Annotated in this window: 14 protein-coding genes; 7 read left to right on the top strand and 7 right to left on the bottom strand. The window is 67.4% G+C overall.

The features are described 5' to 3' along the window. Positions 1-106: 106 nt before the first annotated feature. The 3 genes from AC5P7A_RS16585 (at position 107) to AC5P7A_RS16575 (ending at position 3,997) form a co-directional block, all read left to right on the top strand. Positions 107-655, top strand: a complete 549-nt coding sequence (locus tag AC5P7A_RS16585; protein ID WP_014646832.1) for a YaeQ family protein — start codon at positions 107-109, stop codon at positions 653-655. Continuing rightward, positions 652-1,836 carry a BaiN/RdsA family NAD(P)/FAD-dependent oxidoreductase gene (locus tag AC5P7A_RS16580; protein WP_046430176.1) on the top strand — a complete coding sequence of 395 codons (1,185 nt, stop codon included), beginning with the start codon at positions 652-654 and terminating at the stop codon, positions 1,834-1,836. Before AC5P7A_RS16585 ends, AC5P7A_RS16580 begins: the two co-directional genes overlap by 4 nt. A gap of 91 nt (positions 1,837-1,927) precedes the next feature. Further along, complete coding sequence (locus AC5P7A_RS16575; RefSeq protein WP_262224645.1) at positions 1,928-3,997, top strand: EAL domain-containing protein; 2,070 nt, start codon at positions 1,928-1,930, stop codon at positions 3,995-3,997. Between the two features lie 114 nt (positions 3,998-4,111). Here AC5P7A_RS16575 and fabV read toward each other — a convergent pair whose 3' ends face one another. From fabV to queA, 6 genes are all read right to left on the bottom strand, one after another. Continuing rightward, positions 4,112-5,371, bottom strand: a complete 1,260-nt coding sequence (fabV, locus tag AC5P7A_RS16570; protein WP_227864451.1) for an enoyl-ACP reductase FabV — start codon at positions 5,369-5,371, stop codon at positions 4,112-4,114. Between the two features lie 728 nt (positions 5,372-6,099). Next, a complete protein-coding gene (gene secF / locus AC5P7A_RS16565) occupies positions 6,100-7,080 on the bottom strand; it encodes a protein translocase subunit SecF (protein ID WP_014646828.1) in 981 nt (326 codons plus the stop codon). A gap of 16 nt (positions 7,081-7,096) precedes the next feature. Next, entirely contained in the window at positions 7,097-8,953 is a 1,857-nt protein-coding gene (gene secD, locus AC5P7A_RS16560) for a protein translocase subunit SecD (RefSeq protein WP_046430175.1), read from the bottom strand. Positions 8,954-9,014: 61 nt separating this feature from the next. Then, complete coding sequence (yajC, locus tag AC5P7A_RS16555) at positions 9,015-9,359, bottom strand: preprotein translocase subunit YajC (protein WP_014036867.1); 345 nt, start codon at positions 9,357-9,359, stop codon at positions 9,015-9,017. Positions 9,360-9,492: 133 nt separating this feature from the next. Further along, positions 9,493-10,623 carry a tRNA guanosine(34) transglycosylase Tgt gene (gene tgt / locus AC5P7A_RS16550; RefSeq protein ID WP_014646826.1) on the bottom strand — a complete coding sequence of 377 codons (1,131 nt, stop codon included), beginning with the start codon at positions 10,621-10,623 and terminating at the stop codon, positions 9,493-9,495. A gap of 98 nt (positions 10,624-10,721) precedes the next feature. Further along, complete coding sequence (queA, locus tag AC5P7A_RS16545) at positions 10,722-11,789, bottom strand: tRNA preQ1(34) S-adenosylmethionine ribosyltransferase-isomerase QueA (protein ID WP_014646825.1); 1,068 nt, start codon at positions 11,787-11,789, stop codon at positions 10,722-10,724. Positions 11,790-11,998: 209 nt separating this feature from the next. On the opposite strand from queA, the gene AC5P7A_RS16540 reads away from it, so the two are divergent. Further along, a complete protein-coding gene (locus tag AC5P7A_RS16540) occupies positions 11,999-13,495 on the top strand; it encodes an aminotransferase class III-fold pyridoxal phosphate-dependent enzyme (RefSeq protein WP_241886700.1) in 1,497 nt (498 codons plus the stop codon). 193 nt (positions 13,496-13,688) lie between these two features. Next, the gene (locus AC5P7A_RS16535; protein ID WP_014036864.1) at positions 13,689-14,282 is read left to right on the top strand and encodes an LOG family protein; all 594 of its coding nucleotides are present in this window, start codon (positions 13,689-13,691) and stop codon (positions 14,280-14,282) included. Between the two features lie 19 nt (positions 14,283-14,301). Here the strand turns inward: AC5P7A_RS16535 and AC5P7A_RS16530 are convergent, their stop codons facing one another. After that, positions 14,302-17,142, bottom strand: a complete 2,841-nt coding sequence (locus AC5P7A_RS16530; protein WP_495220349.1) for a bifunctional diguanylate cyclase/phosphodiesterase — start codon at positions 17,140-17,142, stop codon at positions 14,302-14,304. A 247-nt stretch (positions 17,143-17,389) separates the two neighbouring features. On the opposite strand from AC5P7A_RS16530, the gene AC5P7A_RS16525 reads away from it, so the two are divergent. Together AC5P7A_RS16525 and AC5P7A_RS16520 are read left to right on the top strand one after the other, a co-directional pair. Continuing rightward, positions 17,390-17,908: an RNA polymerase sigma factor gene (locus tag AC5P7A_RS16525; RefSeq protein WP_229653773.1), complete on the top strand. Its 519-nt coding sequence runs from the start codon at positions 17,390-17,392 to the stop codon at positions 17,906-17,908. Next, entirely contained in the window at positions 17,905-18,903 is a 999-nt protein-coding gene (locus AC5P7A_RS16520; RefSeq protein ID WP_164167538.1) for a hypothetical protein, read from the top strand. Before AC5P7A_RS16525 ends, AC5P7A_RS16520 begins: the two co-directional genes overlap by 4 nt. The last annotated feature ends 14 nt before the right edge of the window (positions 18,904-18,917 follow it).

Here is an 18,917-nt window from a genome sequence, read left to right as displayed (position 1 = left end):
GGGAAAGAGCGCAAGAGTGCCACCGTTGACGGTGCGCAGACAGTCCGGCCACGGACACCCCCGGAGCAAACCTCTATCATTGTCCTCTTTAGTCCACGGATCCCCCATGGCTCTTACCGCCACCATCCGCAAGGCCGAACTGCAGATCAGCGACATGGATCGCGGCTACTACGCGACCCACAACCTGACCTTGGCCCAGCATCCGTCCGAGACCGACGAGCGCCTGATGGTGCGCCTGCTCGCCTTCGCGCTGAACGCCGGCGATCGCCTGGAGTTCGGCCGCGGCCTGAGTACCGATGACGAGCCCGATCTGTGGGAACACGACTACACCGGCGACATCCTGCAGTGGATCGACCTGGGCCATCCGGACGAATCGCGCATCCGCAAGGCCAGCAATCGCAGCCGCCAGGTGCAGGTGGTCAACTACGGCGGCAACGCCTCGGAGATCTGGTGGAGCAAGCAGGGCAAGGGCCTGGCGCGCTTCGACAATCTTTCGGTGGTCGCTCTGGACGGCGAATTCGTCGAGCGCTGGGGCCAGCAGATCCAGCGTGCCATGCGTTGGAGCGTGCTGATCCAGGACGGCGAAGTGCAGCTGCTCAACGACCAGATCCAGCTCGACGTGATCCCGGACTGGCGCAAGCGCGCCAAGGCATGAGCACCATCCGTTGCGATGTGGTGGTCATCGGTGCCGGCGCAGCCGGGCTGATGACCGCGATCACTGCCGGCCAGCGCGGCCGCCAGGTGCAGGTGATCGACCATGCCAACAAGGTCGGCAAGAAGATCCTGATGTCCGGCGGTGGCCGCTGCAACTTCACCAACACCGGCACCACCCCGGCCAACTTCCTGTCGGCCAACCCGCACTTCTGCAAGTCGGCGCTGGCCCGCTACACGCCCTGGCATTTCATCGAGCTGGTGCACAAGCACGGCATCGCCTATCACGAAAAGGAACTGGGGCAGCTGTTCTGCGATATCTCGTCCAAGCAGATCGTGAAGATGCTGGTGGACGAGTGCCAGGCGGCCGGCGTACAGATCCGTACCGACTGCAGCGTGCAGCGCATCGAGCACGGCAGCGATGGTTTCCGCGTGCACACCACCCAGGGCCTGTTCCATTGCGCCTCGCTGGTGGTTGCCACCGGTGGCCTGTCGATTCCCAGCATGGGGGCCAGCGGTTTTGGCTATGAGGTGGCCCGCCAGTTCGGCCACCAGGTACTGCCGACCCGCGCCGGGCTGGTGCCGTTGACCCTCAGCGGCAAGCACCAGGAGCGGCTGGCCGACCTCAGCGGCGTCGCACTGCCGATCGAGGCGCGCTGCAACGGAAAGAGTTTCCAGAACTTCATGCTGCTGACCCACCGTGGCGTAAGCGGCCCGGCCATCCTGCAGATTTCGTCGTTCTGGCAGCCCGGCGATGCGCTGGAGCTGGACCTGTTGCCGGGCCAGGATGCCGGCGAGTGGTTGCGCCAGATGAAGCGCGACCGCCCGGCCGCCGAGCTGCGCACGGTGCTGGGCGAGGTACTGCCGAAGCGGCTGGCGCAACGCCTGTGCGAGCACTGGCTGCCCGACCGGCCCGTGCGCCAGCTGGACGAGCCGGTGCTGCGCCAGGCCGCGCAGCTGCTGGGCGCATTCCCGCTGGTGGCCAGCGGCACCGAAGGCTACCGCACCGCCGAGGTCACCCTGGGCGGCGTGGACACCGCCGAAGTGTCATCCTCGACGATGGAATCCAAGCGCGTGCCCGGCCTGCACTTCGTTGGCGAGGTGCTGGACGTGACCGGCTGGCTGGGCGGCTACAACTTCCAATGGGCCTGGGCCAGCGGCCACGCAGCCGGCGGCGTGGTGTGAACCACTTCGCCGTTCGACGCGCGCCAGGGGTGCGCGCATGGACGGTTCGCCGCGCATCGTGTATCTAGATTCGCAGATTGGGGAGCAGTGCATGCAGAACGCGAACGACATCACCATCCGCCTGCTGATCGTCGATGACAGCGGCGAGAATGCCGAAGCCATCGTCAGCACCCTGCGCAACAGCGGCATCGCGGTACGCCCGTGGCGTCCGCAGGATGCGGCCGAGCTGGCCCAGGTGCTGGCCAGCCAGGCCATCGACCTGGTGCTGGCCTCGCCTTCGCAGGGCATCCCGCTGCAGCTGGCGGCCCAGCACATCGCCGCCAGCGGCAAGGACATCCCGCTGGTGCTGCTGGCCGAGCGCATCGACGAGGACGAACTGGTGCAGGCCAGCAGCCATGGCATCCGCGCCCTCGCCCTGCGCCAGCGCCCCGAGCATCTGCTCGCCGTGGTCCGCGACCAGTGGGTCGACCTGCAGGCGCGTCGCGGCCTGCGCCGGATCGAGGCGCAGATGCGCGAGACCGAGCGCCGCTGCGACGCGCTGATCGCCTCCTCGCGCGACCCCATCGCCTATGTGCATGAAGGCATGCACATCCGCGCCAACGACGCCTACCTGGAGATGTTCGGCTACGATCATTTCGAGGACATCGAAGGCATTTCGCTGCTGGACATGGTCGCCGCCCAGCACGTGGAGGGCTTCAAACAGCTGCTCAAAGGCCTCAGCCGTGGCGAGGCGCCGCCGCCGCAGTACCAGCTCGACGCGCGCCACGAGGACGGCAGTTCCTTCCCGGCGACGATGGAATTTGCCGCGGCCACCTACGAGGGCGAGTCCTGCCTGCAGGTGGTGCTCCGCCGCCGCATGGAGTTCGACCCCGAGCTGGCACGCGAGGTCGAGGACCTGCGCCAGCGCGACCAGGTCACCGGCCTGCTCAATCGCCCGACCTTCATGCTGCAGCTGGAAAGCGCGGTGGCCCAGGCCGGGCGCAGCGAGGGTCAGTTCGGCCTGCTGCTGATCGAGCCTGACCACTACGCGCGCCTGCTGCCGGATATCGGCCTGGCGTCGGCCGACATCCTGATCGGCGCTCTCGCCGCCCTGCTGGCCGAGGTGGTCGGCGAGGACGCGCAACTGGCCCGCTTCGGCGAACACAATTTCGCCGTGCTGCAGGCCGGGCCCTACGCGCAGACCGTGGCGCTGGCCGAGCGCATCCGCGAAGCCTATGCCGCACATGTCTTCAGCATCGGCGCACGCTCGGCCACGGTGACGGTCAGCATCGGTGGCGTGCAGGTGGGCGAGAAGATCGCCAGCATCGGCCAGGTGCTGGCGCGCGCCAGCGACTGCACCCAGGCCGCCGCCGAACTGGGCAACACCTGCCGCATCTTCGACCCGGCTGCCGCCGACCGTGTCGAGGAAGAACGCGTACAGCGCTGGGTTGCGCGCATCCGCGAGGCGCTGGCCGGCGACGGCTTCCAGCTGCACTACCAGCCGGTGCTGAACCTGCAGGGCGAGCCACTGGAGCTGTACGAGGCCTACCTGCGCCTGGAGAACAATGGCGAGCTGCTGAGCCCGACCGCGTTCCTGGGCATCGCCGAGGAACACGGCCTGCTGGCCGACATCAACCGCTGGGTGGTCTCGCAGGCCATCGCGGTGCTCGGCCAGCGGGCACGCGAAGGCAGCGCCACCCAGGTGCTGGTGAAGGTGACGCCGGAATCGTTCGAGGACCCGCAGATGATCGCCACGCTGCGCCGCGAACTGCAGGCACAGGGCGTGCCCGGCGAACGGCTGTGGCTGCATGCGCCGGAAGCGAAGGTTTTCACCCACCTGCGCAGTGCGCAGCAGTTCCTAGCCGAAGTGGCGCCGCTGGGCTGCCGCATCGGCCTGGAGCAGTTCGGTTCGGGGCTGGATTCATTCCAGCTGCTGGCCCACTTCCAGCCGCAGTTCCTCAAGCTGGACCGGGGCTTCACCAGCGACCTGGCCGCCACGCGCGAGAACATCGACCGCATCAGCCAGATCACCGCGCGCGCACAGGAAGCGGGTATCCGCACCATTGCCGAGTTCGTCAGCGATGCCAACTCGATGACGCTGCTGTTCAGTGCCGGCGTGGATTACGTGCAGGGCGACTTCGTCGGCCCGGCGCTGCCGGAGATGGGCTTCGAGTTCGGGTGACGCCTCTCTGTAGAGCCGAGCTACGCTCGGCTGCGGGACTCAAGCGAAGAGCAGCCGAGCATGGCTCGGCTCTACACAAACGAGAAGGCCGGCGTTCGCCGGCCTTTTCGTTGATCAGGTCATGTCGACCAGATTTTCGATCTTCACGTCCGGATTGACGTCGGCCTCGTAGTCCACGCCCTCCACGCCGAAGCCGAACAGGCGCAGGAAGTCGGCCTTGTAGCCGGCCAGATCGCTGATCTCGTACAGGTTCTCGTTGGTCACCTGCGGCCACAGCGCGACCACCCTGCCCTGCACATCTGCGGCCATTTCCTTGTAATCGGCGCGCAGGCGGCCTTCCTCATCGATCAGCGCAACGGTGCGGCCATCGCCATCGACCAGGTCGTGGCGCAGGCGATCGATCGCCACGCCCTCGGCCTTGCCGCCGTAGAGGATGTCGTACAGCACGTCCAGCTGTTCGATGCAGCCTTCGTGGGTGCCCTTTTCCTTCATCACCTTGAACAGCAGCGACAGGTACAGCGGCATGGTCGGAATGGCCGAGCTGGCCTGGGTCACCACCGCCTTCAGCACCGATACGCGTGCATCGCCACCGATCTTGGCCAGCTTCTCGCGCAGGCCCAGCACTTTGGTGTCCAGGTCCTTCTTGGCCGCACCGATCGAGCCATTCCAGTAGATCGCCTGGGTGATCTCTTCGCCCACGTAGGTGAAGGCGGTGGTGGTGCAGCCGTTGGCCAGCACGCCGGCATCGGCGAGCGCGTCGATCCACATCTGCCAGTCTTCACCGCCCATCACCGCGACGGTACCGGCGATCTCTTCCGGGGTAGCCGGCTGCAGGTGGGTCTCGGTCAGCACTTCCTTGTCGGTATCCAGGCCACGCAGGGTGATCGGCTCGCCGATCGGCTTCAGCGAGGAGCTGATGATCTCGCCGGTCTTCGGATGCTTGCGGCGCGGCGCCGCCAGGCTGTAGACGACCTGGTCGACCTGGCCGAGATCGGCCTTGATCATTTCGATAGTCTTCGCCTTCACTTCATCGGAGAAGGCATCGCCGTTGATGCTCTTGGCATACAGGCCGGCTTCGTCGGCGTACTTGTGGAACGCAGCCGAGTTGTACCAGCCCGCCGTGCCCGGCTTGGTCTCGCTGCCCGGCCGTTCGAAGAAGATGCCGAGGGTGGCGGCGCCACTGCCAAAGGCAGCGGTGATGCGCGCGGCCAGGCCGTAGCCGGTCGACGCACCGATCACCAGCACCCGCTTGGGACCGTTCTGGATCGGTGGGCGCGCGCGGATGTAGTCGATCTGCTGCTTGACCGCGGCCTCGCAGCCGGTCGGGTGGGTGGTGACGCAGATGAAGCCGCGGACGCGCGGTTTGATGACCATGGATACCTCGGGTTGGCAGATGCGGCGCACGGGGCGCTCAGCAGGAATACGGGCGCGCGCCTGCGCGCGCGAACCGCAGGATCGTAGTGCGCGGGGGACGATTGCACAACCGACGCTGGCGTAGGGTGGGGTTTCTCTTTGCAGGGCTGCACCCTGCACACGCGGTAGTGCCGGCCGCTGGCCGGCAACCTCAACAGCAGCATTAAAAGCGGGGTTCCTGTGGGTTGGCGGGGTGGATCCGGTTGCGGGGGACGCTGCAAGTACGTCCATGTAAGCTCGGTCGCCGCATCCATGCGGCTCACGCCCCCTCAACCGGACCCACCCCGCCCTCGACAGTTCTCCGCGATCTGCCAGGACGGCTTTCTGCTCTGGTGGGTGTCGCCCTTGGTCGACATGGTAGATCTGATTCCAGTCTGATTATCGATATCTGATAGATGTGTCGACCAAGGTCGACACCTACCAACAGCCGCAGGAATCTGTCAGAGGCGGGGCGGTGTCGGAGTGCGGGGTGTCAGCCGCATGGATGCGGCTGCCAAGCCTACACGGACGTACTTGCGGCGTCCCCGCACTCCGACACCGTCCCGCCCAACCACGGAATGCACTCTGTTGCTGTTGCTGTTGCTGTTGCCGGCCAGCGGCCGGCACTACCTTGGGTGCAGGGCTGCAAGCCCTGCACACAAAAAACCCCGCTTGCGCGGGGTTCTCTGTGTGCCGCATGCAGCAGATGCTTACGGGCGACGGGCCAGGGCCTCGACGTCCTTCGCCTTCGGCAGCAGGTCCTGCTTGCTGACGCGCAGGAAGCCGATCGTCAGCATCGGCACCGCGACCAGGATCGAGGACAGCACCACGATCACCGCACCGATCATGTGCGTCTCGGCCAGGCCTTCCATCGACGCACCGCCGTACAGGTACAGGGCAAGCGCCGACAGGAAGAACATCACCGCGGTGATCACCGTACGCGACAGCGTCTGGTTGATCGAACGGTTCAGCACCTCCATCGAGTCCACGCGCAGGCTGCGGAAGTTCTCGCGGACGCGGTCGAACACCACGATGATGTCGTTGATCGCAAAGCCCATCACCGACAGCAGGCCGGCCAGCACGGTCAGGTCGAACTCACGGCCCAGCAGGGACACGTAGGCGACCGTCACGATCAGGTCGAACATCGCCACGATGCTGGCGGTGACCGCGAACTTCCATTCGAAGCGCACCGCGATGTAGATCAGGAAGCCGGCCAGCATGAAGATGGTGGCGTACAGGCCGTTCTTCGCCAGGTCCTTGCCGATCTGCGGGCCGACGAATGCGGTACTCATCACCGTGGCCTGGTTGTCGGCGCTGGACAGCACCTTCACCACGGCCGCGGCGGTGGCCTTGTCCTCGGCAGCGGCATCACCGGTGCCCGGCGCATGCTCGCCGTGCGGCGCCAGGCGGATCAGCAGGTCGGTATTGCCACCGACGCTCTGCACCTGGGCACCGTCGAAGCCGTTCTGCTCCAGCTTGGCGCGGACCTGCTCGACGTCCACGGCCTTCTCGAAACGCGTTTCGATCAGGGTGCCGCCGGTGAAGTCCAGTGCGTAGTTGAAGCCCTTGATGCCGATGATGGCGACCGAGGCCAGGAACACCACGATGGTGACTGCCATGGCGACATGGCGCCAGCGCATGAAGTCGATCTTGGTGTCGTTCGGGAGGATGTGCAGCGGAAACAGTTTCATTGTGCGTGTCGTCCCGTCAGATGGCCACGTTCTGGAGCTTCTTGCGACGGCCGTAGATCAGCGTCGCCAGCGCACGCGACACGGTGATCGCAGTGAACATGGAGGCGAAAATACCGATGATCATGGTCAGCGCGAAGCCCTTCAGCGGACCGGTACCGAATGCGAACAGCGCCACGCCGACGATCAGGCCGGTCAGGTTGGCGTCGAGGATGGTGCCCGAGGCACGCTCGTAACCGGTCACGATCGCGGTCTTGCCCGGCACGCCGGCGCGCAGTTCTTCACGGATACGCTCGTTGATCAGCACGTTGGCGTCCACCGACAGGCCCACCGACAACGCCAGGCCGGCGAAGCCCGGCAGGGTCATGGTGGCGCCGAACAGCGACATCACCGCCACCACGATCAGCAGGTTGAACAGCATCGCCGCCGAGGTGATCACACCGAACATGCGGTAGTAGATGCTGAAGAACACCAGGGTGAACAGGAACGCGAACACCACCGCGCGCATGCCGTTCTTGACGTTCTCGGCGCCCAGGCTCGGGCCGACCACGCGCTCTTCGACGAAGTCCATCGGCGCGGCCAGCGAGCCGGACTTCAGCAGCTTGGCCAGGTCCTCGGCTTCCTTCTTCTGCAGGCCGGTGGTCTGGAAGTTCTTGCCGAACACGCCGTTGATGTTGGCCACCGAGATCACTTCCTCGTTGACCTTGAAGCCACGCACTTCCTGGCCGTCGACGACGGTCACGGTCGGCACGCGTTCGGTGTAGACCACCGCCATCGGCTTGTTCACGTTGGCGCTGGTGAAGTCGAACATGCGCTGGCCGCCGACATTGTTCAGCGTCACGCTGACGGCCGGGGAGCCACTGTTCGAATCGGTCACCGCCTGCGCGCCGACCATCTGGTCACCGGTGACGATCACGCGCTTGTTCAGCAGGATCGGGCCGCGGCCATCACGCTGCTGGTAGACCTTCGCTTCCGGCGGGATGCGGCCGGAATTGATGGCGTCCTGCGCATTGCCCTCGACCACCGCGCGGTACTCCAGGGTGGCGGTGGCGCCGATCATGCGCTTGGCTTCGGCGGTGTCCTGCACGCCCGGCAGCTGCACGACCACACGGTCGGCACCCTGGCGCTGGATGATCGGCTCGGCCACGCCGAGCTGGTTCACGCGGTTGCGCAGGGTGTTGATGTTCTGCTCGATGGCGCCGTTGGCGATCTGCGTGATCTCGGTCTCCGGCACGGTGACCGTGATGCGGTTGCCGCTGACGTCATAGCCGAGCGTCGGCTGTGCCTTGACCAGGGCGGCACGGGCACGCTGCGCGGCGTCGTCACCGGCGGACGGGCTCAGGTTGGCCACGATGCTGTTGTCCGCACGGCGCTCCACCGACTGGTAGGCGATGCGGGCGTCACGCAGGGTGCCGCGCACGTCTTCGGTGTAGGCATCCAGGCGCTTGTCGAGGGCGGCCTTCTGGTCGACCTGCAGCACGAAGTGCACGCCACCCTGAAGGTCCAGGCCGAGCACCATCGGGCGACCGCCCAGCCGGGCCAGCCAGTCCGGCACGGTCGAGGCCAGGTTCAGGGCCACCGTGTACTTCTCGCCGACGGTGTCGCGCAGGGCATCGCTGGCCGCAGACTGCGACTTCAGGTCCGGCAGACGGACGATCAGGCTTTCCCCTTCCTTTTCGGCACCGATGGCAGTGACCCCGGCCTTCTTCAGGTCGGCCAGCACACGGTCGCGCAGCGCATCGTCGATCTGCCCGCCACGGTTGGCGGTGATCTGGATGGCCGGGTCCTTCTGGTAGATGTTGGGCAGCGCGTACAGCGCACTGAGCGCCAGTACGATCAGGATGACGACGTACTTCCAGCGTGGAAATTCGAGCATTGCTTGGGTCCCGCGCGGCGCCATCCCCGGCGCCGCGGTTGTGCTTCGGAAAGGGAGTGGCTTACTTGGCCGAATCCAGGGTGCCGGTCGGCAGCACGCTGCCGACAGCGCCCTTCTGCACGCGGATGCGCACGTTCTCGGCCACTTCGATGGTGATGAAGTTGTCGCCGATGTCGGTGACCTTGCCGGCGATGCCACCGTTGGTCAGCACTTCGTCGCCACGCTTGATCTTCTCCAGCATGGACTTGTGTTCCTTCTGCCGCTTCATCTGCGGGCGGATCATCAGGAAGTACATGATGGCGATCAGGATGATCGGGAACAGCAGCGTGGTCAGGCCCATGCCCTGCGGTTGGCCGCCGGCGGCCTGGGCGTGGGCGGCGGGAATCAGGAAAGCAAGCAGGTTCATCGTTGGTCCTTTGGTTGGGCGGCGCTCCCGTCCCTTCAGGGACGGGGGTGTCGACCGCGGATCTGGGTCAGCCTTGAAGTATGCCACGGCCCCGGACGTTCGTCCTTGGGCCGTTTGGCAGGGGGCGTTCGGGTTACAGCGGCGGGGCCACCGCCCCGCGTGCCGCGTAGAAGGACTCACGGAAGGCCAGGAAGGTTCCCGCCTCGATCGCCGCGCGGATGTCGGCCATCAGCTTTTCGTAGTAGAACAGGTTGTGCAGGGTGCCCAGCATCGGCGCCAGCATCTCGTTGCAGCGGTCCAGGTGGCGCAGGTAGGAACGGGTGTAGCCGCCGGTGCAGGCCACGCAGCCACAACCCGGCTCGATCGGGTCCATGTCGCGCGCGTACTGGGAGTTGCGGATGCGGACGGTGCCGAACGAGGTGAAATAGTGGCCGTTGCGGGCGTTGCGGGTCGGCATCACGCAATCGAACATGTCCACGCCACGTGCGACACCCTCGACCAGGTCCTCCGGCCGGCCCACGCCCATCAGGTAGCGCGGGCGGTCGCCCGGCAGCTCCGGGTCCAGGTGGTCGAGCATGGCGTTGCGCTCGTGCTCCGGCTCGCCCACGGCCAGGCCGCCGATGGCGTAGCCGTCGAAGCCGATCGCCTGCAGGGCATCGGCCGAGCGGCTGCGCAGGTCGGTATGCACGCCGCCCTGGACGATGCCGAACAGGGCCGCGTCGTTGCCCAGTTCGTCATGCGCGTTGCGGCTGCGCTGCGCCCAGCGCAGGCTCAGCTCCATCGAACGGCGGGCAACGTCCTCGGTGGCCGGGTACGGGGTGCATTCGTCGAAGATCATCACGATGTCCGAATCGAGCACCTTCTGGATCTTCATGCTCTCCTCGGGACCGAGGAAGACCCGTGCGCCGTCGGTCGGCGAGGCGAAGGTCACGCCCTGCTCGGTGATCTTGCGGCGGTGCGCCAGCGAGAACACCTGGAAGCCGCCGGAGTCGGTCAGGATCGGGCCATCCCAGCGGCAGAAGCCGTGCAGGCCGCCGTGGTCGGCGATGATGTCCAGGCCCGGGCGCAGGTACAGGTGGAAGGTATTGCCGAGGATGATCTCGGCGCCCAGCGCGCGCACCTGGTCCGGCAGGATGCCCTTGACCGAGCCATAGGTCCCCACCGGCATGAAGGCCGGCGTTTCCACCGTGCCACGCGGGAAGGTCAGGCGGCCACGGCGGGCACGGCCGTCGCGGGTCTGGAGCTGGAACTGCAGTCGGGACATGGAGCGGTCATTGGGGCAAATAGTTGCCTATTGTCTCCCAAGAAGGCGTGCGCACCAAGGTGCGCACCCACAGGGGGCCCCTGCCCTCCCGGGGCGCGCTACCCCGCCTGCGGGAACAGCAGCATCGCGTCGCCGTAGCTGAAGAAGCGGTAGCGCTGCTCGATCGCGTGCTGGTAGGCCTCGAACACGCGCTCCTTGCCGGCAAACGCGGAGATCATCATCAGCAGCGTGCTTTCCGGCAGGTGGAAGTTGGTCACCATCGCGTCGACGCTGCGGATGCGGTAGCCCGGGGTGATGAAGATCTGCGTCTCGCCGGCGAACGGCAGCAGCTCGCCATCGCGCATCGCGCTTTCCAGCGCGCGCACCACGGTGGTGCCGACGCCGATCACGCGGCCGCCGGCGGCGCGCGTGCGCCGCACCTGCTGCACCAGTTCGGCACCGACATTCAGCCACTCGCGGTGCATCACGTGGTCCTTCAGGTCTTCGGCACGCACCGGCTGGAAGGTGCCCGCGCCCACGTGCAGGGTGACGTGGCCGAACTCCACGCCCTTTTCCTTCAGTGCGGCCAGCAACGGTTCGTCGAAATGCAGGCCCGCGGTCGGTGCCGCCACCGCGCCCACTTCACGCGCGAACACGGTCTGGTAGCGCTCGCGGTCGTCCACGCCCGGCTCGCGCTGGATGTACGGCGGCAGCGGCAGGCGGCCGGCATGCAGCAGCCACTGCTCCAGCGACTCGGGCACGTGGAACTGCAGCACGTAGAACTCGCCATCGCGGCCCAGCACCTCGGCTTCGCCACCGGCATCCAGCGCGATGCGGCTGCCGGCCTTCGGCGACTTGCTGGCGCCGACCTGGGCACGGGCCTGCTGGCCGCCGAGCAAGCGCTCGATCAGGATCTCCACGCGGCCGCCGCTGGCCTTCTGCCCGAACAGGCGCGCCGGGATCACCCGGGTGTCGTTGAACACCAGCAGGTCGCCCGGCTGCAGCAGCGACGGAAGGTCACGCACCTGCAGGTCGGTGAACGCGGCGGGGGCTTGCGGCACCAGCAGCAGGCGGCTGGCGGAACGCTCGGCCAGGGGCGCCTGCGCGATCAGTTCGGCCGGCAGGTCGTAGTTGAAATCAGACTTCTTCAAGGCAGTGGGCGGCAACAGGTCGACAATGGCGCGCATTGTACGTCCAGCGTCTGCGAGCCGGCGTGCTTCGCGGCGAACGTCGCGCAAAATGCTGCTATGCAGCAGGTTTTTGCGGGGTTATCGCGCAAAAAAACAAGTGCTAGCATCGAGTCGGAAGTCCGCTGCACGAGCCTGTCCCCAAGCGCGCGTTGACGCGCGTTTTGCTTTTGAAGGCCCGTGCGACCCATCGTTTCAGGAGATCTGCAATGAGCTTCATCGAACGCCTCGCCCCCCTGCGCACCCAGCCCGGCACCCGCCTCACCACCGGCCTGGACGACGCCACCCTGACCGCCCTGTCCGTCCGCCACCCGCAGCTGATCGCCGCAGTGGATGCCGCCGCCGAGGAGTTCGCGCGCGTGCAGGCCGACCTGGGGCCGCTGCTGGCGCAGGACGAACAGGCGCAGATCGACGCGATGCAGGACGGCTTCGTCAATTTCTACGCCGATGATGCAGTGACCCCGTACGTGGCGCTGGCCGCGCGTGGCCCCTGGGTGGTCACCCTGAAGGGCGCGGTGCTGTACGACGCCGGCGGCTACGGCATGCTCGGCTTCGGGCACACCCCGGATGCCGTGCTGGAGGCGATGGCACGCCCACAGGTGATGGCCAACATCATGACCCCCAGCCTGTCGCAGCAGCGCTTCATCACGGCCCTGCGCGCCGAGATCGGCCACCGCCGTGGCGGCTGCCCGTTCGCGCGCTTCATGTGCCTGAATTCCGGCTCCGAGGCGGTTGGCCTGGCCGCGCGCATCGCCGACGTCAACGCCAAGCTGCAGACCGACCCGGGCGCGCGCCACGCCGGCGCCACGATCAAGCGCGTGGTGGTCAAGGGCAGCTTCCATGGCCGTACCGACCGCCCTGCCCTGTATTCCGATTCCAGCCGCAAGAGCTACATGCAGCACCTGGCCAGCTACCGCGGCGAGGATTCGGTGATCACCGTGGCGCCGTACGACGAGGCCGGCCTGCGCAATGTGTTCGAGGACGCCGCACGCAACCAGTGGTTCATCGAGGCGGTGTTCCTGGAACCGGTAATGGGCGAAGGCGACCCGGGCCGTTCGGTGCCGCCGGCGTTCTATGCCGTGGCCCGTGAGCTGACCCGTGCGCACGGCAGCCTGCTGCTGCTGGACTCGATCCAGGCTGGCCTGCGCGCGCATGGCGTGCTGTCGGTGGTCGATTACCCGGGCTTCGAAGGCCTGGATCCGCCGGACATGGAGACCTACTCCAAGGCGCTCAACGCCGCGCAGTACCCGCTGTCGGTGCTGGCGGTGACCGAGCACGCCGCGCAGCTGTACCGCAAGGGCATCTACGGCAACACCATGACCAGCAACCCACGCGCGCTGGACGTGGCCTGTGCCACCCTGGCGCAGCTGACCCCGCAGGTGCGTGCCAACATCGCCGAGCGCGGTGCCGAGGCCGTGCGCAAGCTGGAACAGCTCAAGAGCGAACTGGGTGGCCTGATCACCAAGGTGCAGGGCACCGGCCTGCTGTTCTCCTGCGAGCTGGCCCCGCAGTTCAAGTGCTACGGCGCCAATTCCACCGAGGAATGGCTGCGCCAGCACGGCATCAACGTGATCCACGGCGGCGAGAATTCGCTGCGCTTCACCCCGCACTTCGGCATGGACAGCGATGAGCTGGACCTGCTGGTCGGCATGGTGGGCCGCGCCCTGCGTGAAGGCCCGCGTCGCGAACAGGCGGCTGCCGCGTAAGCCTGCTTGGCGTTTGTAGAGTCGAGCCATGCTCGACTCAGCCTTTGCCGCGATCTGAACGAAGCGCAGCCGAGCGTGGCTCGGCTCTACAGAAGGCCTGTCAAGGCCTCATAATCCACCGACACCCCGTCCCTGACCGCCCTGCGGTTGGCGACGGGGCGTTTTCGTTTCCGGCCAAGAGACAGGAAGATCCATGAAATCGATCTGTGTGTACTGTGGTTCCAACGCTGGCAGCAAGCCGGCCTACACCGAACGCGCCATTGCCCTGGGTGATCGCATCGCCCGTGACGGCCTGCGCCTGGTGTATGGCGGCGGCAACGTCGGCCTGATGGGAACCGTGGCCAATGCCGTGCTCGCCGCCGGCGGCGAGGTGACCGGCGTGATCCCGCGCCAGCTGGCCGACTGGGAAGTGGCCCACCGCGGCCTGACCGAACTGGAGATCGTCGGTTCGATGCATGAGCGCAAGTCGCGCATGTTCGACCTCGCCGATGGCTTCGTCGCCCTGCCCGGCGGCTTCGGCACCATGGAAGAGATCTTCGAGATGCTGACCTGGCGCCAGCTGGGCATCGGCAACAAGCCATGCGCCTTCCTCGACGTGGAAGGCTTCTACGCCCCGCTGATCGGCATGATCGATCGCATGGTGGAAGAGCGCTTCCTGCATCCGGACCAGCGCCAGGACCTGTGGTACGGCTCGGACATCGAGGAAATGCTGGAGTGGATGCAGAACTACCAGCCGGCCCAGGCTTCCAAGTGGATCGACGAGAAGCGTCGCTCCGCCCTGCGCTGAGGCGACCCGGCGCGGTGGCTCAGGCCACCGCGCCGTCCCACGGCGCCGGACGGCCCAGCAGGTAGCCCTGGCCGTAGTCGCAACCAAGTTCGCGCAGCGTCTGCCGCTGCGCTTCGGTCTCGATGCCTTCGCCGATGGTTTCGATGCCCAAGGTGCGGGCCAGTGACAGCACGCCCTCGACCAGCGCGCGCGTGCTCTGCACTTCCGGCCCATGCAGGCCGGCGATGAAGCTCTGGTCGATCTTCAACGTGCTGATCGGGAAGCGGTGCAGGTAGGACAGCGCCGAGAAGCCGGTACCGAAATCGTCCAGCTGCACCTGGATGCCACGCTCGCGCAGGCCCTGCAGGATGCGCAGCGTGTGCGGGCCATCATCCAGCAGCGCCACCTCGGTAATCTCCAGGCGCAGCCGGCGCGGGTCGGCACCGCATGCATCGAGCAGGCCGAACAGGCGGCCACTGAACTCGGCCGAGCGGAAATGGCGTGGCGATACGTTCACCGAGACATAGCCGCGGCCGCCTTCGGCCAGTCCCGCGATGACCTGTTCGTAGATCAGCCAGTCGACCTGCTCGATCAGGCCGCTTTCCTCGCCCAGCTCCAGGAACGCCCCGGGCAGCAACAGGCCACGACGCTCGTGGCGCCAGCGCAGCAAGGCCTCGTGCCCCACCACCTCGCCATCGGACAGGCGCACGATCGGCTGGTAGAACGGCACGAAGTCGCGGTTGTTGATCGCACGCCGCAGATCCGCTTCCAGGTCCAGGCTGCGCATCGCTTCTTCGCGCATGTCTTCGTCGAAGATCGCGCAGCGGTCATGACCCTGCGCCTTGGCCCGGTACATCGCCGCGTCTGCGTCGCGCAGCAGTTCTTCACCGGTCCGGTAGCGCGGGTTCCACAAGGCGATGCCCAGGCTGCCGGACGGGAACAGTTCGCGCCCGGCGATCCACATCGATTCCTGCAGTGCCAGCAACAGCCGCTGGCCGAACTCCAGCGCCTGTGCCAGCCCCTGCGGACACTGCAGCAGCACCGCGAACTCATCGCCGCCCAGCCGCGCCACCACGTCATCGGTGCCGGCCATCGATACGATGCGCTTGGCCACCTCCACCAGCATGCGATCGCCGGCAGCGTGGCCGATGCTGTCGTTGACCAGCTTGAAGCGGTCCAGGTCGAGGAACAGCACGGCGAACACCGGCCCACCCTCGCGCTTGGCCAGCGCCAGCGCATCCTGCAGGCGATCGAGCAGGTGCAGGCGGTTGGGCAGGCCGGTCAGCGCATCGTGCATGGCCTGATGGGTCAGGCGCTGCTCGGCACGCAGGCGCTCGCCGATCTGCCCGAGCAGCTTCTCGTTGACCTCGGCCAGCTCGCGGGTACGTTCCTCCACGCGCTTTTCCAGCTCGGCATGCGCCGAACGCAGCTGCTGCTGGTCGCGCTGGCGCGCCAGCCCGGTTCCGATGTTCTGTGCAACGAAGGTCAACAAGCGCTGATCGTGCACGCTGAACGTGCTGTTCTCGCTGTAGCTCTGCACCACGATCGCGCCGACCACCTCGTCATCGCGCAGCAGCGGCACACCCAGCCAGCAATGCGAACGTGCGCCCGATTCGCGCACTTCGCCGCTGGCCAGCAGTGCGTCGATCTGCTGCCGCGAAGCCAGCAACGGACGCCGGTTGCGCACCACGTACTCGGTCAGGCCGCGGCTGAACGGGCGTGGCGCGCGGCTGGCGTTGTGCTCGTCCACTGAGTAGACGAAGTCCAGGCCGCTGCCGGCCCCGTTCACCAGCGCGATATAGAAATTGCGCGCGTCAAGCAGGCGCCCGACCACGCCATGCACCTGCCCGTAGAACTGGGCCAGGCTGTCGGCCGACATCGCCATCTCGGCGATGTTGTACAGCGCGGTCTGCAGCTGCTCTGCGCGGCGGCGCTCGGCCACTTCATCCTGCAGGCTGTGGTTGGCACGCTGCAGCTCCAGCGTGCGCCGCTCCACCTGCTGTTCCAGCCGGACCTGCGCCTGGCGCCGGTCCATCGCGGTCTGCACGTGCTGCGCGACAAAACCCAGCAGCGCCCGCTCGGCCTCGCCATAACGGGCCGCCAGCTCATAGCTCTGCACCACGATGGCGCCGCATACCCGGCCATCGCGCAGCATCGGCACGCCCAGCCAGTCCAGGCTCTCCGGTCCACGCTGCGGGTCGTGCTCCTGCTCGACCACGCGCGCCAGCAACTCGCGCGAGGGGCCGCTGAGCGGCTTGCCGTGGCGCAGCAACGCCACGGTCAGGCTGCGCGGCATCTCATCGGCGTCATGGCTCTGCGACGGATCGGCGACGAAGTCATCGACCTGGTCGGCGAAGTACAGGAAGCGGATCTGGTCGCGGACATCGTCGTACTCGACGATGTAGCAGTTTTCCGCGTACATCAGCGTGCCAAGCACGCCGTGCACGTGACGCAGCATCTCCGACATCTCGAGGTCCGCGCCAGCCAGATCGGCGATCTGGAACAGCGCCTGCTGCAGCCGTTCAGCTTCTTCCAGCGCCTTGATCTGCCCGGCCTGGCGACCGCGCTGCAGCGCCAGCTCCATGGCCTGCCGGGCCAGCCCCCACCACGCCGCTGAAGGCACGGCACCTTCGACCGACAACTGCAGGCGGGCACCGTCATATTCCCAGCCATGGCAACCGTTGCCCACGCCGGGCACCGTCAACGCGTCGGCCGCCGCGACAGCCGGCCAGCCGCCCTGTCCGCGGCCCAGCTGCGGGTCATCCCAGCCAACGCGGACCACGGCCGAGTCCGGCAGCAGCGCATGCAATGCGCGCACCAGCGCCGCGCTCAGCACGGCCTCGTGTGGTGGCTCTTCCGCCGGTTCAACGTGCGTGGACAAATGACAATCTCTTGGCGCCGTCTGTGCGTCGCCTCCCCTGAGCCGCCGAGCATAGCGCGCCACCCGGGGGGCAATGGAAGCCCGTAAACCCCGAATCGTGCGCCCGTACGTTTTTCCTCCTGCCCGTAGCCGCTTCCACGCCATGAACCTCGCCCTGCCCGCCCCCGTCACCGGCTATGCGCCACCGCCTGCAGGCCTTACCCTGTACGCTGTGGAAGCCAGCGCACTGCCAACCGATGAAGCCTTGATGCTGGCCTGGGCCGGTGGCGACCTGCGCGCGTTCGAAAGCCTGTATGCACGCCATCGCAAGCGCCTGTTCGGCTTCCTGCTGCGGCAACTGCGCGACAACGCGTTGGCCGAGGAGATCTTCCAGGATGTCTGGCAGCGGGTGATCAGCGCGCGCGCGGGCTGGCAGCCTGACGCTGCATTCAGCACCTGGCTGTTCCGCATCGCCCACAACCGCCTGAACGACCACTGGCGGGCCGCTCGCCATCGCCCTGCCGCACCGGCCGACGCCGACCTGCGCCTGGCCGCGATCGAGGACGGGCAGACCCCGGAAGCCGAGCTTTCCGAATTCGAACAACGTCGCCGCATCCAGCTGGCGATGGAGCAACTGCCGCCCGAGCAGCGCGAAGTGCTGCAGCTGCGGCTGGATCAGGAACTGAGCCTGGAGGAGATCGGCCAGATCACCGGCGTAGGCCGGGAAACCGTGAAATCGCGGCTGCGCTATGCGATGGACAAGCTGCGTGCGGGATTGAACGCATGAACCGAGACGAACCGCTGACGCCGGAAGAACGCGAGCTGGCGCGCCTGCTCGGCCGTCGCGTCGAACAGGCCCCGCCGGCCGCGCTGGACGCCACCATCCTGGCCGCGGCGCGCGCTGCCGTGCACGCACCGGCGGCCGATGCTGCTGTCTCCGCCGAGGCGCCGCGCAGGCAGCGCACACGTCCGCGTTGGCCGGCGGTGTTCGGCATCGCCGCCTCGATGGTGTTCGCCATCGGCATCGCCTGGCAGCTGCGCCCGGAACCGCCGCCGGTTCCGGCAGGCGAGGCCGCTGTTGCCGCGGCGCCCGCTGCGGCAGACGTCGCGGCCGCCGATCAGGCCGCTGGGAGCAGTCCAGCCGACAGCGCGGTTGCCGCATCGGAAACGGCCACCGAACCTGCAGCACCCGAGGCGGCCCCTGTTGCCGCTCCCCCGGCGCCGTCCGTCGCGCGGGTAGCCAAGCCTGCGCCGACCGAGACTGCTGAAGCTCCGGCCCAGGCTGCACGATCGATGGCGGCGGATGCGGCCGCCGATACGTCCTTTGCCGCGCTCCCGCCTGGTCCGGCCACCGCACCGGCAGCGGCACCGCCCGCGCCTCCCGCACCGGCTGCCTATTCGGCACCTGCACCGGCATTGGCGCCGGCCCCGGCAGGGGCGCTGAAAGCACGCACCGCCGAGGCGCCAGTGGCCAACGCTGCCGATGCAGAACGGGCGCAGGCACTGGATCGGGTAGAGATCACCTCGATGAAGCGGCAGGCCCCGAGCCGCTCCGCGCCCGGCGTCATGCGCCGCGGCGCCGACGCGCGGCTCAGTGCGGATGCCGTGCAGGCCGAGGTGGACGCCGATGCACAGCTGCCGCGACGGCAGTGGCTGCAGAAGATCCGCGCGCGCCGCGATGACGGCCAGCGCGACCTGGCCCGCGCCAGCCTGGAGCGCTATGTGCAGCAGTATCCGGAAGCACGCCTGCCGCGCGACCTGCGCCCGCTGCTGGACGACTGAAGCGGGCAGTGACC

It is taken from the genome of Stenotrophomonas sp. YJH_SMC_65 (assembly GCF_059369475.1).
The sequence above is the reverse complement of the archived record's forward strand: the minus strand, read 5'-3'. Positions and strand labels throughout refer to the sequence as shown.

Coding starts and splice junctions, on each gene's coding strand:
- AC5P7A_RS16585 (WP_014646832.1), top strand. CDS start 107: ATGGCTCTTACCGCCACCATCCGCAAGGCCGAACTGCAGATCAGCGAC.
- AC5P7A_RS16580 (WP_046430176.1), top strand. CDS start 652: ATGAGCACCATCCGTTGCGATGTGGTGGTCATCGGTGCCGGCGCAGCC.
- AC5P7A_RS16575 (WP_262224645.1), top strand. CDS start 1,928: ATGCAGAACGCGAACGACATCACCATCCGCCTGCTGATCGTCGATGAC.
- fabV (WP_227864451.1), bottom strand. CDS start 5,371: ATGGTCATCAAACCGCGCGTCCGCGGCTTCATCTGCGTCACCACCCAC.
- secF (WP_014646828.1), bottom strand. CDS start 7,080: ATGAAACTGTTTCCGCTGCACATCCTCCCGAACGACACCAAGATCGAC.
- secD (WP_046430175.1), bottom strand. CDS start 8,953: ATGCTCGAATTTCCACGCTGGAAGTACGTCGTCATCCTGATCGTACTG.
- yajC (WP_014036867.1), bottom strand. CDS start 9,359: ATGAACCTGCTTGCTTTCCTGATTCCCGCCGCCCACGCCCAGGCCGCC.
- tgt (WP_014646826.1), bottom strand. CDS start 10,623: ATGTCCCGACTGCAGTTCCAGCTCCAGACCCGCGACGGCCGTGCCCGC.
- queA (WP_014646825.1), bottom strand. CDS start 11,789: ATGCGCGCCATTGTCGACCTGTTGCCGCCCACTGCCTTGAAGAAGTCT.
- AC5P7A_RS16540 (WP_241886700.1), top strand. CDS start 11,999: ATGAGCTTCATCGAACGCCTCGCCCCCCTGCGCACCCAGCCCGGCACC.
- AC5P7A_RS16535 (WP_014036864.1), top strand. CDS start 13,689: ATGAAATCGATCTGTGTGTACTGTGGTTCCAACGCTGGCAGCAAGCCG.
- AC5P7A_RS16525 (WP_229653773.1), top strand. CDS start 17,390: ATGCTGGCCTGGGCCGGTGGCGACCTGCGCGCGTTCGAAAGCCTGTAT.
- AC5P7A_RS16520 (WP_164167538.1), top strand. CDS start 17,905: ATGAACCGAGACGAACCGCTGACGCCGGAAGAACGCGAGCTGGCGCGC.